Origin of the sequence: Cytobacillus pseudoceanisediminis, assembly GCF_023516215.1 — a bacterium.
GTDB lineage: Bacteria > Bacillota > Bacilli > Bacillales > Cytobacillaceae > Cytobacillus > Cytobacillus pseudoceanisediminis.
In genome coordinates this window covers 2363501-2382646 of record NZ_CP097349.1, presented here as the reverse complement: position 1 = coordinate 2382646, position 19146 = coordinate 2363501, and the positions used below count along the sequence as shown (strand labels likewise).

Annotated in this window: 22 protein-coding genes and 4 pseudogenes; 22 read left to right on the top strand and 4 right to left on the bottom strand. The window is 38.7% G+C overall.

The genetic code is table 11. From position 1 onward, the window contains the following. The first annotated feature begins 582 nt into the window (after positions 1–582). From cyoE to M5V91_RS12725, 9 genes and pseudogenes are all read left to right on the top strand, one after another. Positions 583–1520: pseudogene (cyoE, locus tag M5V91_RS12765) on the top strand (heme o synthase). A gap of 112 nt (positions 1521–1632) precedes the next feature. Further along, positions 1633–2709, top strand: a complete 1077-nt coding sequence (coxB, locus tag M5V91_RS12760; protein ID WP_009330945.1) for a cytochrome c oxidase subunit II — start codon at positions 1633–1635, stop codon at positions 2707–2709. A 101-nt stretch (positions 2710–2810) separates the two neighbouring features. Beyond that, a pseudogene (locus M5V91_RS12755) lies at positions 2811–4603 on the top strand (cytochrome c oxidase subunit I). After that, positions 4603–5232, top strand: coding sequence for a cytochrome (ubi)quinol oxidase subunit III (locus M5V91_RS12750; RefSeq protein WP_009330943.1), 630 nt, complete (start codon positions 4603–4605; stop codon positions 5230–5232). The pseudogene M5V91_RS12755 and the gene M5V91_RS12750 overlap by 1 nt, the downstream one beginning before the upstream one ends. A gap of 4 nt (positions 5233–5236) precedes the next feature. Further along, complete coding sequence (ctaF, locus tag M5V91_RS12745) at positions 5237–5572, top strand: cytochrome c oxidase subunit IVB (RefSeq protein WP_009330942.1); 336 nt, start codon at positions 5237–5239, stop codon at positions 5570–5572. Positions 5573–5763: 191 nt separating this feature from the next. Beyond that, positions 5764–6666, top strand: a complete 903-nt coding sequence (ctaG, locus tag M5V91_RS12740; RefSeq protein WP_009330941.1) for a cytochrome c oxidase assembly factor CtaG — start codon at positions 5764–5766, stop codon at positions 6664–6666. Positions 6667–6900: 234 nt separating this feature from the next. Next, complete coding sequence (locus M5V91_RS12735; RefSeq protein ID WP_009330940.1) at positions 6901–7368, top strand: DUF420 domain-containing protein; 468 nt, start codon at positions 6901–6903, stop codon at positions 7366–7368. A gap of 128 nt (positions 7369–7496) precedes the next feature. After that, entirely contained in the window at positions 7497–7910 is a 414-nt protein-coding gene (locus tag M5V91_RS12730) for a GNAT family N-acetyltransferase (RefSeq protein WP_284522189.1), read from the top strand. A gap of 8 nt (positions 7911–7918) precedes the next feature. Beyond that, positions 7919–8668: a GNAT family N-acetyltransferase gene (locus M5V91_RS12725; protein WP_284522188.1), complete on the top strand. Its 750-nt coding sequence runs from the start codon at positions 7919–7921 to the stop codon at positions 8666–8668. 72 nt (positions 8669–8740) lie between these two features. Here the strand turns inward: M5V91_RS12725 and ytvI are convergent, their stop codons facing one another. Next, positions 8741–9799, bottom strand: a complete 1059-nt coding sequence (ytvI, locus tag M5V91_RS12720) for a sporulation integral membrane protein YtvI (protein ID WP_009330938.1) — start codon at positions 9797–9799, stop codon at positions 8741–8743. Positions 9800–9957: 158 nt separating this feature from the next. Here ytvI and M5V91_RS12715 point away from each other — a divergent pair, with 158 nt between their 5' ends. Then, positions 9958–10308: an Asp23/Gls24 family envelope stress response protein gene (locus tag M5V91_RS12715; protein WP_019381692.1), complete on the top strand. Its 351-nt coding sequence runs from the start codon at positions 9958–9960 to the stop codon at positions 10306–10308. A 100-nt stretch (positions 10309–10408) separates the two neighbouring features. Here the strand turns inward: M5V91_RS12715 and M5V91_RS12710 are convergent, their stop codons facing one another. Further along, positions 10409–10768: a YugN family protein gene (locus M5V91_RS12710; RefSeq protein WP_009330936.1), complete on the bottom strand. Its 360-nt coding sequence runs from the start codon at positions 10766–10768 to the stop codon at positions 10409–10411. A 216-nt stretch (positions 10769–10984) separates the two neighbouring features. Between M5V91_RS12710 and M5V91_RS12705 the strand changes: the two genes are divergently transcribed. From M5V91_RS12705 to M5V91_RS30975, 3 genes and pseudogenes are all read left to right on the top strand, one after another. Further along, a complete protein-coding gene (locus M5V91_RS12705) occupies positions 10985–11644 on the top strand; it encodes a CAP domain-containing protein (protein WP_284522187.1) in 660 nt (219 codons plus the stop codon). A 3-nt stretch (positions 11645–11647) separates the two neighbouring features. Then, positions 11648–12079, top strand: a complete 432-nt coding sequence (locus tag M5V91_RS12700; RefSeq protein ID WP_009330934.1) for a CBS domain-containing protein — start codon at positions 11648–11650, stop codon at positions 12077–12079. A gap of 235 nt (positions 12080–12314) precedes the next feature. Next, positions 12315–13410 (top strand): annotated as a pseudogene (locus M5V91_RS30975) (CAP domain-containing protein). Between the two features lie 406 nt (positions 13411–13816). On the opposite strand, the gene M5V91_RS12690 reads toward M5V91_RS30975, so the two are convergent. After that, a complete protein-coding gene (locus M5V91_RS12690; protein ID WP_009330931.1) occupies positions 13817–14314 on the bottom strand; it encodes a PaaI family thioesterase in 498 nt (165 codons plus the stop codon). 162 nt (positions 14315–14476) lie between these two features. On the opposite strand from M5V91_RS12690, the pseudogene M5V91_RS12685 reads away from it, so the two are divergent. The 5 genes and pseudogenes from M5V91_RS12685 to M5V91_RS12665 all read left to right on the top strand — a co-directional run bounded on the left by M5V91_RS12685 (position 14477) and on the right by M5V91_RS12665 (position 16643). Next, positions 14477–14883 (top strand): annotated as a pseudogene (locus M5V91_RS12685) (YlbD family protein). Between the two features lie 12 nt (positions 14884–14895). Next, entirely contained in the window at positions 14896–15138 is a 243-nt protein-coding gene (locus tag M5V91_RS12680; protein WP_009330929.1) for a YlbE-like family protein, read from the top strand. A gap of 178 nt (positions 15139–15316) precedes the next feature. After that, a complete protein-coding gene (locus M5V91_RS12675; protein WP_019381695.1) occupies positions 15317–15745 on the top strand; it encodes a hypothetical protein in 429 nt (142 codons plus the stop codon). Between the two features lie 59 nt (positions 15746–15804). Further along, the gene (locus M5V91_RS12670; protein ID WP_009330927.1) at positions 15805–16245 is read left to right on the top strand and encodes a YlbF/YmcA family competence regulator; all 441 of its coding nucleotides are present in this window, start codon (positions 15805–15807) and stop codon (positions 16243–16245) included. Between the two features lie 122 nt (positions 16246–16367). After that, positions 16368–16643, top strand: coding sequence for a YlbG family protein (locus tag M5V91_RS12665; protein ID WP_009330926.1), 276 nt, complete (start codon positions 16368–16370; stop codon positions 16641–16643). A gap of 40 nt (positions 16644–16683) precedes the next feature. Here the strand turns inward: M5V91_RS12665 and M5V91_RS12660 are convergent, their stop codons facing one another. Further along, entirely contained in the window at positions 16684–17073 is a 390-nt protein-coding gene (locus M5V91_RS12660) for a DUF7147 family protein (protein ID WP_009330925.1), read from the bottom strand. 223 nt (positions 17074–17296) lie between these two features. On the opposite strand from M5V91_RS12660, the gene M5V91_RS12655 reads away from it, so the two are divergent. From M5V91_RS12655 to M5V91_RS12640, 4 genes are all read left to right on the top strand, one after another. Further along, positions 17297–17515 (top strand): hypothetical protein, encoded by a 219-nt coding sequence (locus M5V91_RS12655; protein WP_284522186.1) that lies wholly within the window; start codon positions 17297–17299, stop codon positions 17513–17515. Between the two features lie 178 nt (positions 17516–17693). Next, the gene (locus tag M5V91_RS12650; RefSeq protein WP_284522185.1) at positions 17694–18035 is read left to right on the top strand and encodes a hypothetical protein; all 342 of its coding nucleotides are present in this window, start codon (positions 17694–17696) and stop codon (positions 18033–18035) included. A gap of 109 nt (positions 18036–18144) precedes the next feature. After that, on the top strand, positions 18145–18804 hold the full coding sequence (locus tag M5V91_RS12645; RefSeq protein WP_284522184.1) for a hypothetical protein: 660 nt from the start codon (positions 18145–18147) through the stop codon (positions 18802–18804). Continuing rightward, positions 18768–19103: a stalk domain-containing protein gene (locus M5V91_RS12640; protein WP_284522183.1), complete on the top strand. Its 336-nt coding sequence runs from the start codon at positions 18768–18770 to the stop codon at positions 19101–19103. The genes M5V91_RS12645 and M5V91_RS12640 overlap by 37 nt, the downstream gene beginning before the upstream one ends. The last annotated feature ends 43 nt before the right edge of the window (positions 19104–19146 follow it).

Genomic DNA, 19146 nt, shown 5'->3' with positions numbered 1-19146 from the left:
GTCCGTTATCTATCTTATCAAAGATTCTATAAAAAGCCATATAGTAATGTGCGTCATTTTACTTTTTCGATAGTACAGGAATAAAGCTTTTTTTACAACAGTTATAAAATTTATAAAGTTAATTATAGTAAAAAAGGTTGAAACTTGTAATGGAGTTTGCTAGAAATATAAAGGGGGTATAAAATGGATAACCCCTGTCGCGGAAAGTATCACAAAATACATAAAAGTGAGTATATTTTTTCTTCTGTAGTTTTCTGAAGCAGTTTTATTATCTCAAAAAAGCAACCATTCTTTAAGTGAATTTATTTTTTGACACAAATTAGTCATAAATTATTCTAAAAAAATTCACAAAAGAGTTTTAAAGTGTGATTTAATATACAGAGAAATGGTTTAGTTTCATTTAGATAATAAACAGTTTGAATACATTATTAATGGAAGAAAACTATTAGGATTATTATTATTCATCCAGGGTTTACCCCTCGTTTTTTATCGCGTACATAGCTTTGCAGGGATTTATGCTTTATAGTAGGTGTTGTGCAAAGATAGCTTTTGTCTGCGATAAGAGATAAAGGAGGAAAAGATATGTCTAACTCACGGGCTTTGAGTGATGCTGCAATTGAGGACAGTAAGCGAAGCCTTCAAAAAGATATACCTGAAACTACAGTTTGGAAGGATTTTCTTGCCCTAATCAAAATAGGCATTGTGAACTCCAATCTGATTACAACCTTCACCGGACTTTGGCTTGCACTGCATTTTTCCGGAAAGGGATTTTTCAATAATCTTGATCTGGTTCTTTATACAGTCATTGGCTCCTCATTGATTATTGCAGGCTCCTGCAGCCTAAATAATTATATTGACCGCGACATTGATCCATTAATGGAAAGAACAAAAGGGAGGCCAACTGTTACTGGGAAAGTAAACCGGGCAAGGTTGCACTTTTGAGCTTTCTGCTTATTGGCCTTGGTACGGCCTTTTTAATGTTTACAACAGCAGCAGCAGTTGTAATTGGATTAATTGGCGTTTTCAGCTATGTTGTTTTATATACAATGTGGACGAAACGCAGATTTGTATCCAATACGATTGTAGGCAGCATTTCAGGAGCAGTTCCCCCGCTGATCGGGTGGGCAGCTGCCGATGGCAATCTCGACCCAATGGCTTGGGTGCTGTTCGCTATCGTTTTTATCTGGCAGCCTCCTCATTTTTATGCTTTAGCAATGAGAAGGGTGGAGGAATACCGGGCTGCGGGAGTTCCCATGCTTCCAGTTGTAAAAGGGTTTAAAGCTACCAAAAGGCATATTTACATATGGGTTGCAGCTTTATTGCCGCTGCCATTTCTTATGCCATCACTTGGATTGCCTTTTTTAATCCTGGCCACAGTATTGAATATTGGATGGTTATTGACGGGATTATATGCAAGGAGATTTAACAATGATATAAAATGGGCTACATTAATGTTTGTATACTCCCTGCAATATCTGACCATCATGTTTGTAGCTATGGTGATCATCACAATTATCTAACTTAGTTAGGAAATTCTTTCTTTCGCTAGTAACGAGAGAGGATTTATCCATATTTTTTGATCAAACAATTCAAAAAATGAAATTTTTTACGAAAGAGGGGTTTGATTAAGCTATGAAAAGGCTTGCAAAGTGGCGTCTTTTTTCTCTGTTTGCAATGATGGCGCTCATTCTTTCCGCTTGCTCCGGCAAACCGTATTTATCTACGCTGAATCCTGCCGGCGAAGTGGCGCAAACACAATTTGATTTGATGGTGTTAAGTACTGCAATTATGGTAGGAGTAATTGCGGTCGTAACAGTAATCTTCTTTATTGTTATTTTTAAATTCCGCCGCAAGGACGACAGAATTCCAAAACAAGTTGAAGGAAGCCACAAACTGGAAATCATTTGGACTGTTATTCCTATTCTTTTGCTTCTAATTCTTGCTGTACCTACAGTTTCTGCTACCTTTAAGCTTGCAGATGTAAGCCCAATGGAAAAGAAGAATGAAGAAGGCAAAACAGACGCACTTGTTGTTAATGTGCGTGCAAACTTATACTGGTGGGAATTTGAATATCCAAACCAGGAAATTATCACTGGCCAGGAATTGGTTGTGCCAACTGATGAAAAAGTTTATTTCAATCTTATTGCTTCAGATGTTAAGCACTCCTTCTGGATCCCTGCTGTAGGCGGTAAGCTGGATACGAACACTGACAATGTGAACAAATTCTGGCTGAAATTTGATGGTGAAAAGGCTGCTGAGGCTGATAATTTCTTCTATGGAAAATGTGCTGAGCTTTGTGGTCCTTCCCACGCTCTAATGGATTTCAAAGTTAAAGCGGTTCCACGAGATCAATTCGATCAATGGGTAACTGCCATGCAGGACGTTAAAGAACCTAAAAAGGCAGAGACAGATCTGGCTCAAGCTGGTCAGGAAGTCTTCAATAACAGCTGTATCGGCTGTCATGCTGTAACACCGGCTAACACTGCTCCTGAAGCAGCTCGTCTAGCTCCTAACTTAACGAACTTCGGTGATCGTGACCGTATTGCTGGTATCCTTGACCATACTGAGGAAGATCTTAAGGATTGGTTAAGAGATCCAGAGACATTCAAGCCTGGAAATAAAATGACAGGTACGTATGGCGAATTGACTGAAGAACAGCTTGATGCCCTTACAGAATACTTAATGGGCTTGAAAGTTACCGAACAATAGGGGATTTTTGAAAAGGGAGGTAAAATTGTGAGTACCTTAGCACAAAAAAAGGTTTCGGAGCGGTTTTATGGGATTACTTAACAACAGTTGACCATAAAAAAATCGCAATCCTTTATCTTATAGCTGGCGGATTTTTCTTCTTGCTTGGCGGATTGGAAGCCATGTTCATCCGTATCCAGCTAGCAGTACCAAATAATGACTTTGTAAGTGCCGGATTGTATAATGAGATATTAACAATGCACGGTACAACGATGATCTTCTTGGCGGCTATGCCACTAATTTTTGCTTTTATGAATGCAGTTATGCCACTTCAAATCGGTGCGCGTGACGTTGCGTTCCCATTCTTGAATTCTTTAGGATTCTGGCTGTTTTTCTTTGGCGGAGTTTTCTTGAACCTATCATGGTTCTTAGGCGGAGCTCCTGATGCCGGCTGGACTTCTTATGCTTCTTTATCAATTGCTTCTGAAGGGCATGGGATCGACTTCTATGCACTTGGGCTGCAGATATCAGGGGCTGGTACGTTAATCGGGGTATTAACTTCCTTGTTACCATCATTAACATGCGTGCTCCTGGTATGACATACATGCGTATGCCGATGTTCACATGGGCAACTTTTGTTACATCTGCATTGATTTTGTTTGCATTCCCTGCTTTAACAGTAGGATTATTCCTGTTAATTTTCGACCGTATGTTTGGATCTAACTTCTTTGATCCGGCAATGGGCGGTAATACAATTATCTGGGAGCACTTCTTCTGGATTTTTGGTCACCCTGAAGTTTATATCTTGGTATTGCCGGCTTTCGGTATTTTCTCTGAGATATTTGCGATTTTTTCAAGAAAGCGTCTTTTCGGATACTCTTCCATGGTATTCGCAACGGTTCTTATTGGTTTCTTAGGATTCATGGTATGGGCTCACCATATGTTTACAACTGGTATGGGGCCGATTGCTAACGCAATTTTTGCTGTTGCCACTATGGCGATTGCAGTACCGACTGGTATTAAGATCTTTAACTGGCTATTTACAATGTGGGGCGGAAGCATAACGTTCACAACTCCAATGCTTTGGGCTGTTGCCTTTATTCCTTCCTTCGTAGCCGGCGGTGTAACTGGTGTAATGCTTGCATCTGCTGCACAGGATTATCAGTACCATGATAGCTACTTTGTAGTTGCTCACTTCCATTATGTTATTGTCGGCGGTGTTGTGTTTGCATTATTTGCAGGTGCACATCTATACTGGCCAAAGATGTTCGGAACAATGCTAAACGAGTTCCTTGGAAAAATTACATTCGTATTATTCTTTATTGGATTCCATTTAACATTCTTTATCCAGCATTTCCTCGGCCTTTGGGGAATGCCTCGCCGCATCTTCACCTTCCTTCCTGGACAGGGACTTGAAACGGCAAATATGGTTAGTACTGTCGGTGCCTTCTTCATGGCAGCTGCAGTAATCATTATGTTAATTAATATTGTCATTACAAGTGTTAAAAATGAAAAAGTTGGCAATGATCCTTGGGGAGATGGCCGTACTTTAGAATGGGCCATTCCATCACCGCCTCCATTCTACAACTTCAAGCAGCTTCCGCTGGTTCGCGGTCTTGATGCATATTGGCTTGAAAAAATGGAAGGCAAAAAAGGCATGTCACCTGCTGAACCGCTTGGTGATATTCATATGCCAAACAACTCTTTCATTCCATTTGTAATTTCTTTAGGTCTATTTGTTGCTGCATTTGGTGCAATGTACCGAGCGGAGCATAGCTGGGGTATTCCAGTCCTGATCGCTGGTATGCTTATTACCTTAGGTTCTATGTTTGTTCGTTCTGTTAAGGATGATCATGGATACCACATTCATAAAGAAGATTTGGAAGATAATAATGATAAGGGGGTTAAGGCATAATGGCTGCTGAACAAAAAATGACTTATGAAACTTGGCCGGCGTCGCCTGAAAAGCAAACCCTCGAAGCCAAGAACAAATTCTTAGGTTTCTGGTTTTTCCTTGGGGGAGAGACGGTTCTATTCGCATCCCTCTTCGCAACATACCTTGCTTTAAAAGATAAAGTACCTAGCAGTGATATGGCTTTAGCGAAGGACTTGTTTGAAATTCCATTGGCATTCATTATGACGATGCTATTATTAACAAGCTCGTTAACAAGCGTGTACGCTATGTACCACATGAAGAATTTTAACTTTAAAAAGATGCAGCTATGGCTTGGAATTACTGTTTTGCTTGGACTTGGATTCCTAGGATTGGAAATTTATGAGTTCAATCACTATGTGCATGAATTCCATCATAGCTTTACAAGCAGCGCCTTTGGTTCAGCTTTCTATACATTAGTCGGCTTCCATGGTGGTCACGTTGCATTTGGTTTACTGTGGATCACTACTTTAATGATCCGCAACAGCAAGAGGGGATTAAGCCTTTACAATGCTCCTAAGTTCTATGTTGCCAGCCTGTACTGGCACTTCATCGACGTTGTTTGGGTATTCATCTTCACTGTAGTATATTTAATGGGAATGGTGGGATAAACTGATGGCCAATCAACAACCAAACTCAGGTAACCCAAGAGTAGACATTGAATATAGACGCAAAAAAAGTGCAGAAGAGATGAAACATCAAGTTATCACCTTTGCACTTATGATCTTCCTGACAATTGTTGCGTTCGTAGCAGCAGGTTATGAAGGTTTCTCTGGATGGTTTATTGTTCCATTCATCCTGATTCTTGCTATTGTGCAAGTAATCTTTCAATTATATTATTTCATGCATATGAGTCACAAAGGTCATGAAGCACCTGCATTGTTCTTATATTCCGGAGCATTAGTCGGATTTATCACAATCATTGCTTTCTTGACTGTTATTTGGTGGTAAGTATAAGAGAAAATCGGCTGATGGCCGATTTTCTTTTTATGTAACGCAGCTTTAGCAAGTTAATAAGCATTTATTGACTTATTGAGATTACAGGCTGAAAAGAGTATAATGATACTTGTCAAGATGGAAAGCAGAATATTCATGGCAGGATGCGTTTATGGCAATTGAGCAATATTGAATGAGGTGAAAGCATGTCTTTAGACATATTCGGTTTTCGTGCACTTTGGAGTCCATATTTCTTTTTATTTGTACTATTGATACTTACAGGCTACTATATGATTACAATAAAGTACCGCGGAAAGTTCAAGAATAGCGAGCCTTTAACTAGAAGGCAGGGTGTTTATTTTACTGTCGCGATGATCGTGTTATATGTAATTAAGGGCTCCCCTGTGGATTTGATGGGCCATTTAATGTTCTATGCCCACATGATTCAAATGGCTATCCTGTATTTAGTTGTTCCTCCCCTTGTTGTCATGGGAGTCCCTCAATGGTTATGGAGAGCAGTGATTAATCACAAAGCTATTAAACCTGTATTCCGTCTTTTTACAAAGCCATTAATAGCCATAATCCTGTTTAATGGAGTATTTTCCATTTACCACATACCGGATGTTTTTGATGTAGTCAAAACAGATATGATGTTCCATACTGTGTATACATCTGCTCTGTTCCTGCTTGCAATCTTTATGTGGTGGCCGACGATTAATGAGCTCCCTGAAATGGAATCCCTTGACGGTCTGAAAAAGGTAGGATATGTTTTTGCCAATGGTGTTTTATTGACACCAGCGTGTGCACTGATCATATTTGCAGATACTCCAATGTACAACACATATTCTGATCCGAATGCCTGGGCGCAGGCGCTTCAGTTGTGTGTCCCTTCTGCAACACTGGCAAGCCTGAACCTCAGCGGACCCGAAATGTTTAATTCAATGTCACTTATACACGACCAGCAGCTTGGCGGCGTAATTATGAAGATCATCCAGGAAATTGTCTATGGCATCATCCTCGCGCAAATCTTCTATGCATGGTATAAAAAAGAACAGGAAATTACACCTTCTGAGGAAGAAACAATGCTAAATCCGCATTTAGTAAAATAATGAAACTCCAGTCAGCGGCTGGAGTTTTTTTATAAAATACTTATTTTTCCTTTTTCTTAAACCAGCAATGAAATCTATCACTTACTAATTGATAAATATTGAACAATTAAGGAACTTTTATGAAAAGCCCTTACAGTTTGTTGAAAAAAACAGTGCACTCTACTAAAATTAACTTTGTACTAATCAACAACATACTGCTGAATTTCAAACCGATATTGGAGAGAGGAAGAATCTATGGAATACTCATTGCCTATACTGCCTACCATCAGCACTACTTTTATTGTACTCAGTGCAATAACGGTTGCGATTGGATGGGTCCAAATTAGCCAAAAGAAGCTTGAAGCTCATAAAAAAACAATGACCTTGGCTGCTGTGTTTGCTGTTATTTTCTTTATCATATATGCCAGCAGAACAGTATTTATAGGGAATACTGCTTTTGGGGGCCCTGATGATATAAAAATTTATTATACAATTTTCTTAATTTTTCATATTACCCTTGCAACTGTAGGAGCAGTATTAGGAATTATCTCATTATATACAGGCTATAAAAATAAATTGGCAGCACATAGAAAATTAGGCCCGGTTACTAGTGTGGTCTGGTTCTTTACTGGCATAACAGGTGTTGCAGTCTATTTGCTGCTGTATGTTTTCTATCACGGCGGAGAAACAACCTCTGTCATTAAGGCGATTTTGGGTACGTAACAGGTTAAAGATGCCGCTATCTATTCAGCGGTATTTTTATGCTTATAATTATATCCACTTCCTGTTTTAAAAGGACTTATTAAATTTATGGAGAATATTATAAGGATATTTAATTGGGAGTGAATGTTGTGTCTGTAAGAAAATTATCAGAGAATGAATATATAGAGGCCATGAAGCTTTCCATGTATGCTTTTCAGTACAATGTGCCTGAAGCCGACATCCCAGCCAGGAAGGACCGATTAAAAAATCATTCCATTTTTGGTATCTGGGAAGAGGGAAGTCTGGCTGCGAAGCTCCACATCATCCCACTTAAAGTTCATATTAATGGATTTGAATGGAACATGGGAGGTGTTGCAGGTGTGGCAACATATCCTGAATTCAGGAGAAAAGGGTATGTAAGCAGCCTGATAAAGCACGCTTTGATCGAGATGGACAAAAAGGATCAGCTTTTTCATTTTTGCATCCTTTTAATATTTCTTTCTATCGGAAATTCGGATGGGAGATATTCACCGAATATAAGAAATCCCTTATTAACAAAATAGATTTACAAATGGCCGGAAAATCTTCAGGGACCATTAAACGATATACTAAGAACCAGCACACAAAAACCATAGAAAAAATTTATAAAGAATATATGCTCCGTTATTCAGGCGGGCTTGTAAGAGACGCATATTGGTGGGAGAACTTTGTTTATTCAGACTATCAGATTGCGGTGTACTTTGACGAAGCAGGTGAAGGACAGGGCTATATTTTATTCAAAGTAAAAGACAATAAAATGGAGGTCGAAGAATTTACGGCTTTAAATCAGGAAGCCAGAGTGAATTTATGGAATTTTATCTGTCAGCATGATTCGATGGTTGGGGAAGTAAAGATCATTACATCAGTACACGATCCATTTCCTTATTACCTGAATCAGCCACATTTAAAAATGGAGGTTTTCCCTTACTTTATGGGGAGAATCGTCAATGCTGATAAGTGTCTCAGCCAATATTCATTCAATGAAAATAGTGAAAATGTCTTTCTGCATATTGAGGATCACCATGCGCCATGGAATAATGGAAGCTACTTAATTGCAGGCGATGGTGTCAGGGTGTTTAAAGAAAAAGAAGGAAGCCGATGCACAAACCCTCCAGCTCGAGGTCTGCACTTGTCTATCAATGCCCTTTCAGCGATTATAATTGGCTATAAGAGGCCAATGGAGTTATATGATTTAGGCGAAATTAAAGGACCAAGAAATGATGCTGAGATACTGGAAAGAAAAATTCCTGTTCAACAATCCTTTTTCTATGACTTTTTTTAAGAAAACTCAGTAGAGATGTATGCAGGAAAGAAAAAGCGTCCTAGTGGACGCTTTTTTACTTATTCATTGAGTTTATATTTTGAAATTCATCCTAATAAGTCCTGCTTCTTTTGCGGAATTAAACGCAATGACCAGTAATGGGCCAATAATGAAGCCCAGTATTCCGATGAGTTTCAGGCCTAGATACATGGCTATTAGCGTAGCAAGCGGAGATAGCCCTATATGGGTGCCCATTACCTTTGGCTCTACTGTTCTGCGGATAATTAACAGGACGGCTGCAAGAATTGCCAATTGTGTACCCATAGCTAAATCTCCTGTCAGCAGGTGGAACAATGCCCATGGGCCAAGAATGACAATCGAGCCAATAATAGGGATAAAGTCAATAATCCAAATGATTATAGACATGATCAATGCCATTTCTGGATTGATGAATAATAATCCAATCAGGGAAACGATAAAGATAATCACACTTACTAGAAATTGGGCCTTAAAAAAGCCAAATCCGACATAGGACAGCCGTGAAGTCATAAACTTGACTTTATCTGCTGTTTTTTCTGTAAGGTGATTATATAAGCCTTTCCTTAATCGGGGAAGATCTATTAAAAACAAAAATAATGCAATCAAATATACGATGAAACTGACAAGATAATTCGGGATGTTTGTCAGAAGTGCTTTTAAGCTATCAATATTTACGTAAGCGACAAGGTCATTCTTCGTTTTATTCAAGAAGGATTGAATCTGGTTGCTTATTTCATCAACAAGGTCTTTAGGAAGGTCTTTGGCGGCATTGGAAAAGTCCGCTTCTGCCCTGAGCCATGCTTTTGTGATTTCATTAATGTACATAGGAGCATTCTCAACAAGTTTAATGGCTTCAGTTATCACTTTTGTCGTAATAAAATAGCCTGATAAGCCAATGAAGAGGACAAATCCTAGAAAAGTAATCAGCACGGATACTCTTCGGTTTATTTTTATTTTATTTTGCAGCAGTTTCACAACCGGCTCCAGGATTAATGCGGTAATAAATGCAACAATCAGCGGAACAGAAACAGGCAAAATGAAATAAAAAACGGCAGTTATAAGAATTACAGCAATCAATATTAATAAAAAACGTTTTGTGAATATCGCAGACAAAATAAGTCCCCTTCCCCAATTTTGTTAACCATCAAAAGATCGTAACACTTTGATTATAGTATGCATTAAATATTATAAAAACTGAAAGTAATTTGGTTTAAAACTGAGAGATTATTGCCCGATATATAATAAATCGTACAGAAAGAAGTGAAAGAAAGATGCATAATGATCATCTTGACTTCGAGACGATTCAGGCAGCCAGTGATATAATCTCCGCAATCGTAGAATCGACCCTGCAGGAAAGAGAAAGCGTCATTCCTCTTAATCATGAAAGATTCACATTCTTTAAGAAAATAAAAGACCCGATCTCAATATCTTTTAAAAACACTGAAGTATATCTGAAGATTAAGCTTAACTTTATAAAGGGAAAAAATATTTTGGAAGAAACTCTCCAGATTCAGGAAGAAATCAAAGATGAAATTGTTCATTTAACCGGTCTGGAAGTTAAAAGAGTTGATCTCTCAATTCAAAAAATTATACCTGCGGGAAACAGTCTTCCGGAACGATGATTTTTTGAAGGTCATACAGCTAATGTAAAAAGACGCATGATGTTCATGCGTCTTTTCCATGTTAAAAATAAATTCATAAATCATAATGAAAAAGCAAAAATTACTCAGCGAATTGGTCAATCTCTGCTTTGATCTCACTTAGAATTTTTTCGCATTGACTTACTAATGATTTAGGGAAGGTTTCTCCTTCACCGTATTCTACCCCATGCGGATAATAATGTTTGCCAAGCAGGGGAGTCATAAGCTGGATATTTGCTCTATGTGCACCTACATCTCCTTCAGCAGCATATCCAAACACACGAAGGTAAAATACACCCTCTTTTAATTCGAACTTACGGTCATATGTAACTCTTTCATAATCCCATTGCCCTTCACGGACCAGGCCGTGTGAAAGCATTACTTCATCTAAGCGGGTTAAGTCTGCTTTTTTATTTTCCAGACCTGTGTTTTCAAATTTCATAATTGTCCCTCCTGAAAACAATCCATGGTTCAGATGAACGATCCATGCATAATTTTAACAAGTTTATCTCAAATTTAATAATAGTAGAAAAAAGGATAACTTGCAACGGATTCATGCAAGAAAACATCGATCTCTGAAAGAACGTTAGTTGAAATGCCATAATTGAATGACTGGCTGCCTTAACATTAGCAAATATAAACTCGGTGCTGCCAAACTGTGAAAGGGGAAGCGTCAATTGCGGAAATTCAAAACCATTATTATCTTCTTTTTCTTATTTTTTTCACAGCAGATCATGCGGGCGCAGCAACAGATTACAGGGTTGAGCAAAAGGACACTCTTTGGGAAATTGCGCTAAGATTCCAGCAGGATTTACAAGAAATTATTAATAGCAACCCCCAAATAGAAAACCCTGATTTAATTTTTCCTGGTGAAATTATTATCATTCCCGGTGATGGAAGGGAAATTGCTATTCCCAAAATGGATGTGAATGAAATTGAGCTTATCAAGCTTGCCAACCAAAAACGAAAAGAATTAAGGCTTAAACCATTATCTGCCGATTTGCATCTGAATGGTGCAGCCAAGAAAAAGTCTTTGGACATGATGAAATTAGAATATGTTTCACATAATTCTCCTACATATGGAAATCCTATTGAAATGTTAAGGAATCAGCGGATTTCTTTCCTGACCGTAAAGGAGAATATTGGGGCGGGCTATAAAACAGCTGATGAAATGTTTGCTGCCTGGATGAATTCCTCAGTCCACCGGGAAAATATTCTAAGCAAAAAGGCAACACATATTGGTGTTGGCTATATTCAAGGAGGCCTGCACGGTCACTATTGGACCATATTTATTGTTGAGAAAAAACAAGGAGGATAAAAAATGGAAATGATTCGTGATATTATGACCGGCCATGTTGAAAGCTGTTCTCTACTGGACAATGTGTATGAAGTGGCAGTTAAGATGAAAGAATTAAACGTAGGGGCTATCCCAATTGTGGATAATGAGAAGCTAGTAGGAATGATAACAGACCGGGATATAGTTCTTCGCTGTGTGGCAGAAAAACACCCTGCTTCATCCAAAGTAGAAGATATTATGAGCAGCCATTTAGTAACCGTTACCAGGGATACAGAGGCTCGGGAAGCTGCACGCTTGATGGCTGAACATCAAATTCGCAGGCTTCCTGTTGTGGAAGGTGACAAGCTTGTTGGAATAGTATCTCTCGGGGACTTTGCTGTCCGTCATTTAACGGATGACCAGGCTGGAGAAGCGCTTACTGATATTTCAAAACACGGAACTGAAGCACAGCATTAAGAGGACACCATTAGGGTGTTCTTTTTTTATTATCTGCCTAGACCAAAACAGCAATCTAATAAGGAAACCGCTCTTTGTATACATAGATTATTTTACATGGGGAACTCAGTGAAAAGAATAGATAAACAATACACCTAATGGTATGATTAATAGTATAGATTGCATGATTTTAATTAGGTTCCATTATGCAGAACACACTGCAAGTTATACTTTTTACATACATTAAATACAATGAATGAGAGAAGGGAGGGACTGTTCTCTGAGGGCACTTTTTCGAATTTTAGTTTTGATTTCCATTTTTCTGGCAGCGGGCTTTTACATAGATATTGGACGTAATGAGAAAGGGGAAATACTTGTCAATCAGGAAAATACACAGCCTGATGCAATTAAGGATATAAGTAACGATGACAATAATTTATCTTCCAATACAGGGTTCCCTGAAAAAGGCATGGTATCCTTTATAGGGAAATCCGCTGCGGAGCTTAAAGAAAGTTTAGGAGCACCCTCAAGAATAGATCCTTCTTTCTATGGCTACGAATGGTGGATATATAATAAAAGCGGTACTGAGTACATTCAGGCTGGAGTAAGCAAAAATAAAGTGGTTAGTTTGTTTGCGACAGGTGAAGATGCAGACATTTATCCTTTCAAAATAGGGCAGCCCATTGGTGAATTATATGCATCCGTCTTTTTTGAAACAGATTTCAACCTTAAAGTAAAAGATAGCTCATATCGTTTCGAATTGTCCGAAGATGACCTGAATACAAGGCCGCTGGTTATGGTTGGAGAGTATTATGCACAGCTGAATATAGATAGATTTACAGGGACACTCTCCAGTGTGAGAGTAATGGATGCAGCCACCTTAATTAAGCTTCGCCCGTATGAAATGGTTTACCGTGGTGAATTATTGGAGCCCCCTGGCTTCTCCTGCCTTTGAGGAAGATGTAGAGAGAGCGAAAGAAAAGCAAATTCTTGACCTTACAAATGTAATAAGGGTCAGACATCATTTACAGCCGTTGAAATGGGATGATATGACTGCAGCTGCAGCTTTTGCCCATAGTAAAGATATGTATGAAAGCAATGACTTTTCTCATACTTCTAAAACTTATGGAGATTTGTCGGACCGCCTTGAAGCTGGGGGAGTCTCATATGAGGCTGCAGGGGAAAATATAGCTGCAAATTATACGGATGCCCTCGCCGTCGTTGAAGGATGGCTTAACAGCAAAGGCCATCGGGATAGTCTGCTGAACGAAGAATTTACACATCTTGGAGTTGGAGTTTATAAAAAGCATTATACGCAAAATTTCATAAAAAAAACTGATGAAGAAACCTAAAATTAAAAAGAGCCTAAGTATGAGGCTCTTTTTCAGTTTTTGCATTTTGAATACGGCCAACCTGAAAAAGTCATCCTTCCAATTTCCATATAGGTGAACAGAATCGCCAATCTTTACAGAAGGGACTCTGGTATTTTTCATTAAAGGGGTGATTTTTTTAATATTGGAATGTTTGTTGCTCTTTGTTTGGATGGTCAGCTCAAGAACATGAACATAGCGGCTGTAATTATAGCGCTGCCTGCGCTCGCTGATCTGGACGACTTCGCCGGACATTATGGCCTCTTCAGGGACATTTTTTAAGCTTGCCCACTTCTCATAACCCTCACGCATTTCCTTTTTTGTCAGCCAAAAAAATAAAGGCAAATAATTGGTATAACGATAGCGGTGACCATTTTCCCACCTGCTTTTAATTATTAACGTTCTTCTTTTCAATGATAAAAAAGCTGCCTGTTGCCTGAGCAATTTTTCTTCCATCCGAGCGGAGTACATCTGCAGATAATACCATGCTTTTTGTTCCCTTATGGTCAATCGTCGCTCTGCATGTCACGTATTCTCCTTTACCAACTGCAAGATAATGAATGTTCAACTGTGTCGTAACAGCCCCAAAGCCTTCAGGAAGAAGTGATGCTGCAAGTGTTCCCATGGCAGAGTCAATAATGGTTGCGGTTATTCCTCCATGGAGAATGCCCAGCGGATTATTGACTATCTGACTTAAAGGAACAGTCAGAATGCATTCATCCGCGGTTATTTGCCGTTCCATATGAAGAAGTCCGCCGATATAGGAACTGTTTTGACCGGTCTGTCTTTTATGAAAACCTAATAGAAGGGACTCTAAGGCGCTCAATTCTTCCTCAGTTGCATTCTTGGTGCACTGATCAAATAATTCCATAAGTTCTCTGTTCATTCTAATTCACCTTTCGATAACTTTCTGCATTCATATATTATCATTAATGGCAGAATTTTTGAATTTATTTTAATGGCTGAATATAGCAGGCATTTCATTCACCTTTTCCATTCCTATTCATATGGTATTATAGGCATTTGCATCAGAACGAGGTGATATGGCATGACTAAAACGAAACTTCATCCCTCAGTCGAAAAGTTTAAAGAGTTTGTAAAACAGAATCCGCAAATCATCAAGGAAGTCAGGGCTGGAAATACAACTTGGCAGGAATTATATGAGGATTGGTATTTGCTTGGGGAAGAAGATTCAAGGTGGGATTCCTATAAAGAAAACAAAGATGAAGCACAAAAGCCAGAAGAGAAAAAAATGACTGGATGGGAAGTATCATGGGTACTCTTAAGCAAATGGATGCGAATCAAATGCAGGGGTACATCAGTAATCTCAGCCAGGCCCTTTCAGCAGTACAGGGTGTCATTTCCCAATTCCAGGGCGGCGGCCAGAAACCATCAGGAGGCTCAAAATCAAGTGTGTCTAAACCAAGCAGCCCTTTTACATTTAAAAAGGATTAAGGGGTTAAACAGATGAGAAAAGATATTGTCGAGTATCTAGAACAAAAAAAGGAACTAAAGCAATTTATCCGTGAGCAGCCTCATTGGTATAGAACACTGAGCAGAAATCCAAATGAAATTCAATCTCTTGAAGTGGCCGCACTGCATTATTACAAAAAAACGATTCCCCACCAAGTTGAAAAATTTACTAATGGAGTGCAAATGGCTTCCATGATGATGAGCATGTTTCAGGCTATGAATTCTCAATCCAGTTAGGAAGCTTTCTCGTTACCCGAGAGAGCTTTTTATTTGTTCTGTCCTGCTCCCCGCCTGACTTTTGTCAGAGGCAGGCAAGGAGCTGTCACTTTAATAATTACAGAGTAAAAATAAGCTGCTGGGCAAACACTATCTTTATCAGATGGTTACGGATGACATCATTAAGGAGTGTAAAATAATGAAGAGGCAAAAATGCATTTTATTATTGCTGGTTATTTTTGTACTTGCAGCATGCCAGAAAGATCTGCCAGAACCAGAAACAAAATTGGAAGCCAGTCCGGTAAAAGAAGTTGAAGCAGCATCGCTTATGGGTCCTTCAGGTGTTGAAAGCGCAGCTAAAGATCCTTTTTATGTCAGACACCAGGTGAAAGGAAGAGACATTTTCGTTGAATGTATTGTGCAGGATGTTTCCTTTAGGAAACAAAGCAGCAAAGAAAAGGGCAAAATTCTTCTGTATGTAAACGGAAAGAAAAAGGATGAAATCCATTCTGCTGCTTTTATAGTCAAAGGACTTCCATCAGGCAAACATCGAATTGGATTGGAGCTCATAAAAGGCAAAAGTGCTGAAGCATCTTCAAAAAGAGAGTTTATTGTGGTGATCCCTTAGTTTACTTGCTTTAGCTTTAAACCGTTTCATGATAAAATAAGAAACGGAGGTGAGCTGTTTTGCTTGCTACATTAGAAAGAATGGCTATTTTGGACAAAGCTGACGAACTTGCAGCTATGATTACAGAATCTGAAGAAGCGGAACATTACCGCAAAAGTTTATATAAATTAAAGAACAGCAGTGAAACACAAAGGAAGATACAGGATTTTGTCAAAATGAAAGAACTGTATGAAGAAGTTCAGCGATTTGGCAAATATCATCCCGAATACAAAAGGGTAATGATGTCTATTAGAGAGCTAAAGCGCGACATGGATATGGATGACCATGTGGCAGAATTCAGAAGAGCTGAAACGGGCCTGCAAAATCTGCTGGATGAGATAAGCATGATGATAGGGCGTTCTGTTTCTGAACATATTAAAGTTCCTGCCGGCAATCCCTTCTTTGAATCAAGCTGCGGAGGGGGCTGCGGTTCTGGAGGCAGCTGTGGCTGCTCTGCTTAAAAAACCAGCAAATGCTGGTTTTTTGTTTTGGATTAGTACACAGTTTGAACCTTCCCATTGAAAACTGACATTTTTCTATGCTAGACTAAATAAAACAAACGATCGCTGAAGGGGAAAACTATATGCTTGGTCAAAGGCAAGGAATAATTGTCTGGCTTTATTCATTAAAGCAGGCGAAAATGTTAAGAAGATTTGGAAATGTGCATTATGTTTCAAAGCGGCTGAAATATGTTGTGCTATATTGTGATCTTGCTGATACGGAAACAATTATGGAGAAGATAAATTCATATTCTTTTGTTAAAAAAGTGGAACCATCCTATAAGCCGTTCCTAAAAACGGAATTTGAAAATTCCAAACCGGACAAGGCTAAAGAATATGATTATAAGATGGGAATCTAAAAAGGCGTGAGCATAAGCTCATGCCTTTTTGTGAAATCTTTTACTGCAGCGGTGCAATATAGTGATTAAGCCTTAAAATCCCAATCAAATACTGATAATATAATTCCTTTTCATTAAAAATAGCAGAAGGCTTTACTGCCAGCTGAATAATTTCCTTATTAAGTGCTTTCGCAGCATCCGCAAATAAATCATATCGTTTATTTGGTGATGTCTTTGGATTAGGTATCCCTTCCCGGCAAATATATAAAGGCTGAAATCCGCCAGGGTCTGTCGGCTTCAGTATCACTGCCAGGGATGTCACTTCTTTATTATTAATGCTCGTATGGAAAGCAGCCATGTGGGACAATCGATGCTTATTTGCCTGGGCAATTTCAATTAATTCATAAATATCAGAGTAACCTTCACCAATTTCTATAAAACGCTGTATCAAAATTAAAGCCCCCTTAAAACTCATAGCATTCACTTCTTAAAAATAAAATGCCTTTTGTCCATCCATACTTTATCATTTTCAGCATAAAAATAGAAGTAGCACCTAAAAAGCAGAGGGGAGAGTGTATGTATGCTTTACCTTTTTTTTCGATGACATTTTTTCTGTGGGCAGCATATTTGGTAAAGAGGGATATTTCTGCAATTGAAAAAAGCATATTCATCATATGAATGGTTTTATTGTGGTCTCTATCATTGCAGCACTCAGTGCAAAGGGGATGCTGACAGCAGCTTATAATATGGATGTCTTTTCTCTGACACTTGGTGAACTTGAAGAATTTACGTCGTCACAAGGTGTATCGTTTGATGATTGGGCAATTACCTGCATGAGCATTGGGGATGTGAGCGGTATTTTAGATCATGGTGTGGACTTTGATTTTGCATAAATTAAAGTAACGTAACCGGCGGAGAAGTTTTTATGGTCCTTTTTATGATCTCTGTTCATGAAAAAATTCCCGGGCATAAAATATGAAATTTCATACAAATTATACAAAAAAATTGTGACGGATGACCTTCCCTTTGGTATTGTTAGGTTAGAAGAAAATTGACTAAGAGGGAATAGCAATGTGGAAGGCATCTTTATTTATTTTTATAATTTTGTCTGGAATCATTTCAGGCATGCTGTTGTGGCAGTGGCAGGCTTATTCTGAGCATGCGATTGCCTTGGAGAGTTCCGGGGCGATTACACAGGATATCACAGTTGACACACGTCTAAATGAACTTAAAATCACTCAAAAGATACACGGACTTATGGCACAGGAAGAATATAGGCTTGTTATCCCCGAAGCTCTGTTCAAATGGAAATGCAAGAATGGAGCCGGAGAAGCCTGTGATTCAGCAGATGAAAATCCTTTTACCTTTTTTCTTCTGATGATCAGATGGTATTTGAGTATGCTGTACCGATAAATGAAAGAAATAAGGCATTTTTGTTAACTGATTGGTTTGTGGAAATTCCCGGCATTAAGGCTGAAAGCTTGTCTATTACTATTTCGGATTCTTTCAAAAGAGAGGGTTCGTGGGCAGCGGGAATCCCCTAAAAGCCCGAAAGAAATTAGAACTTATCGATTATTATTATTTCGAGGGCAAAGGGAATGTTCCACCACTTTACTGGCAGCAAAAACCACTGTTAAAGAAAGCTGTTAACAACGCAGAAGTATACTCAGAAGACATACAGGCAGCCAGCTTAAATTTCCAAAAACTAAATGAGATTGGAAATTTCCCATTCTTGACGATTATCTTTACTGATCAATATCCTGAATATAAGGATGAAAATATCCTTATTGCATCTCCCCGCACTGAGGCCAAAATGCTGGAAAAAGATATTATTACATTGCAGTTTCGAAGAAAGCTTGCAGACAGCACTCAAGTGTGGATAATCGATGTTTTATCCTCAGGCTTATTAGATCTGAAACCCAGTTCAAAAAAAGGAAGCATAGTACTGCAGGAGCTGCAGGGAGAGTTAACCGATGATGAGCTGAAAGCTTTCTTTATGATAGTAAACAAGGTGAATTCTCTGACTCCAGAAAAGCTGGACAAGCTCTTAAGTGATGTGAAAGGTCTTAGCACACAGTTTTTCACGATGAATACAAAAAGCGATGCTCCGTTTGTTCCTCTGTATTTCCAGGAAGAAAAAAGCTTTTGGTATCTGGTGCTGAGAAAGCAAACATTGATTTAATCTATAGGGATGGAAAGAGGCTTCTTCCATTTGCAGAGACGATGAAGTCATTAGGATATGAAGTTAAGATCCTATCCGGTGAGGAAACGATGCTTATGTCAAAAGGGAATAACAGCTATCGATTTTACTTAAATAAAAATGTTTTCATTTATAATGAAGAAGATTATGGACTGCTTGAAAATCCATTAACCAATCAAAACGGAACCGTATTTATAGAAATCCAATGGTTTAAATCACTGTTTGGAGTGACTGCTGAAGAAAGAGAAGACGAGATTCATCTGACGTCCGATCCAGACTAAATGAATCCAAAATAAAAAGCCCTGCAGATAACTGCAGGGTCCT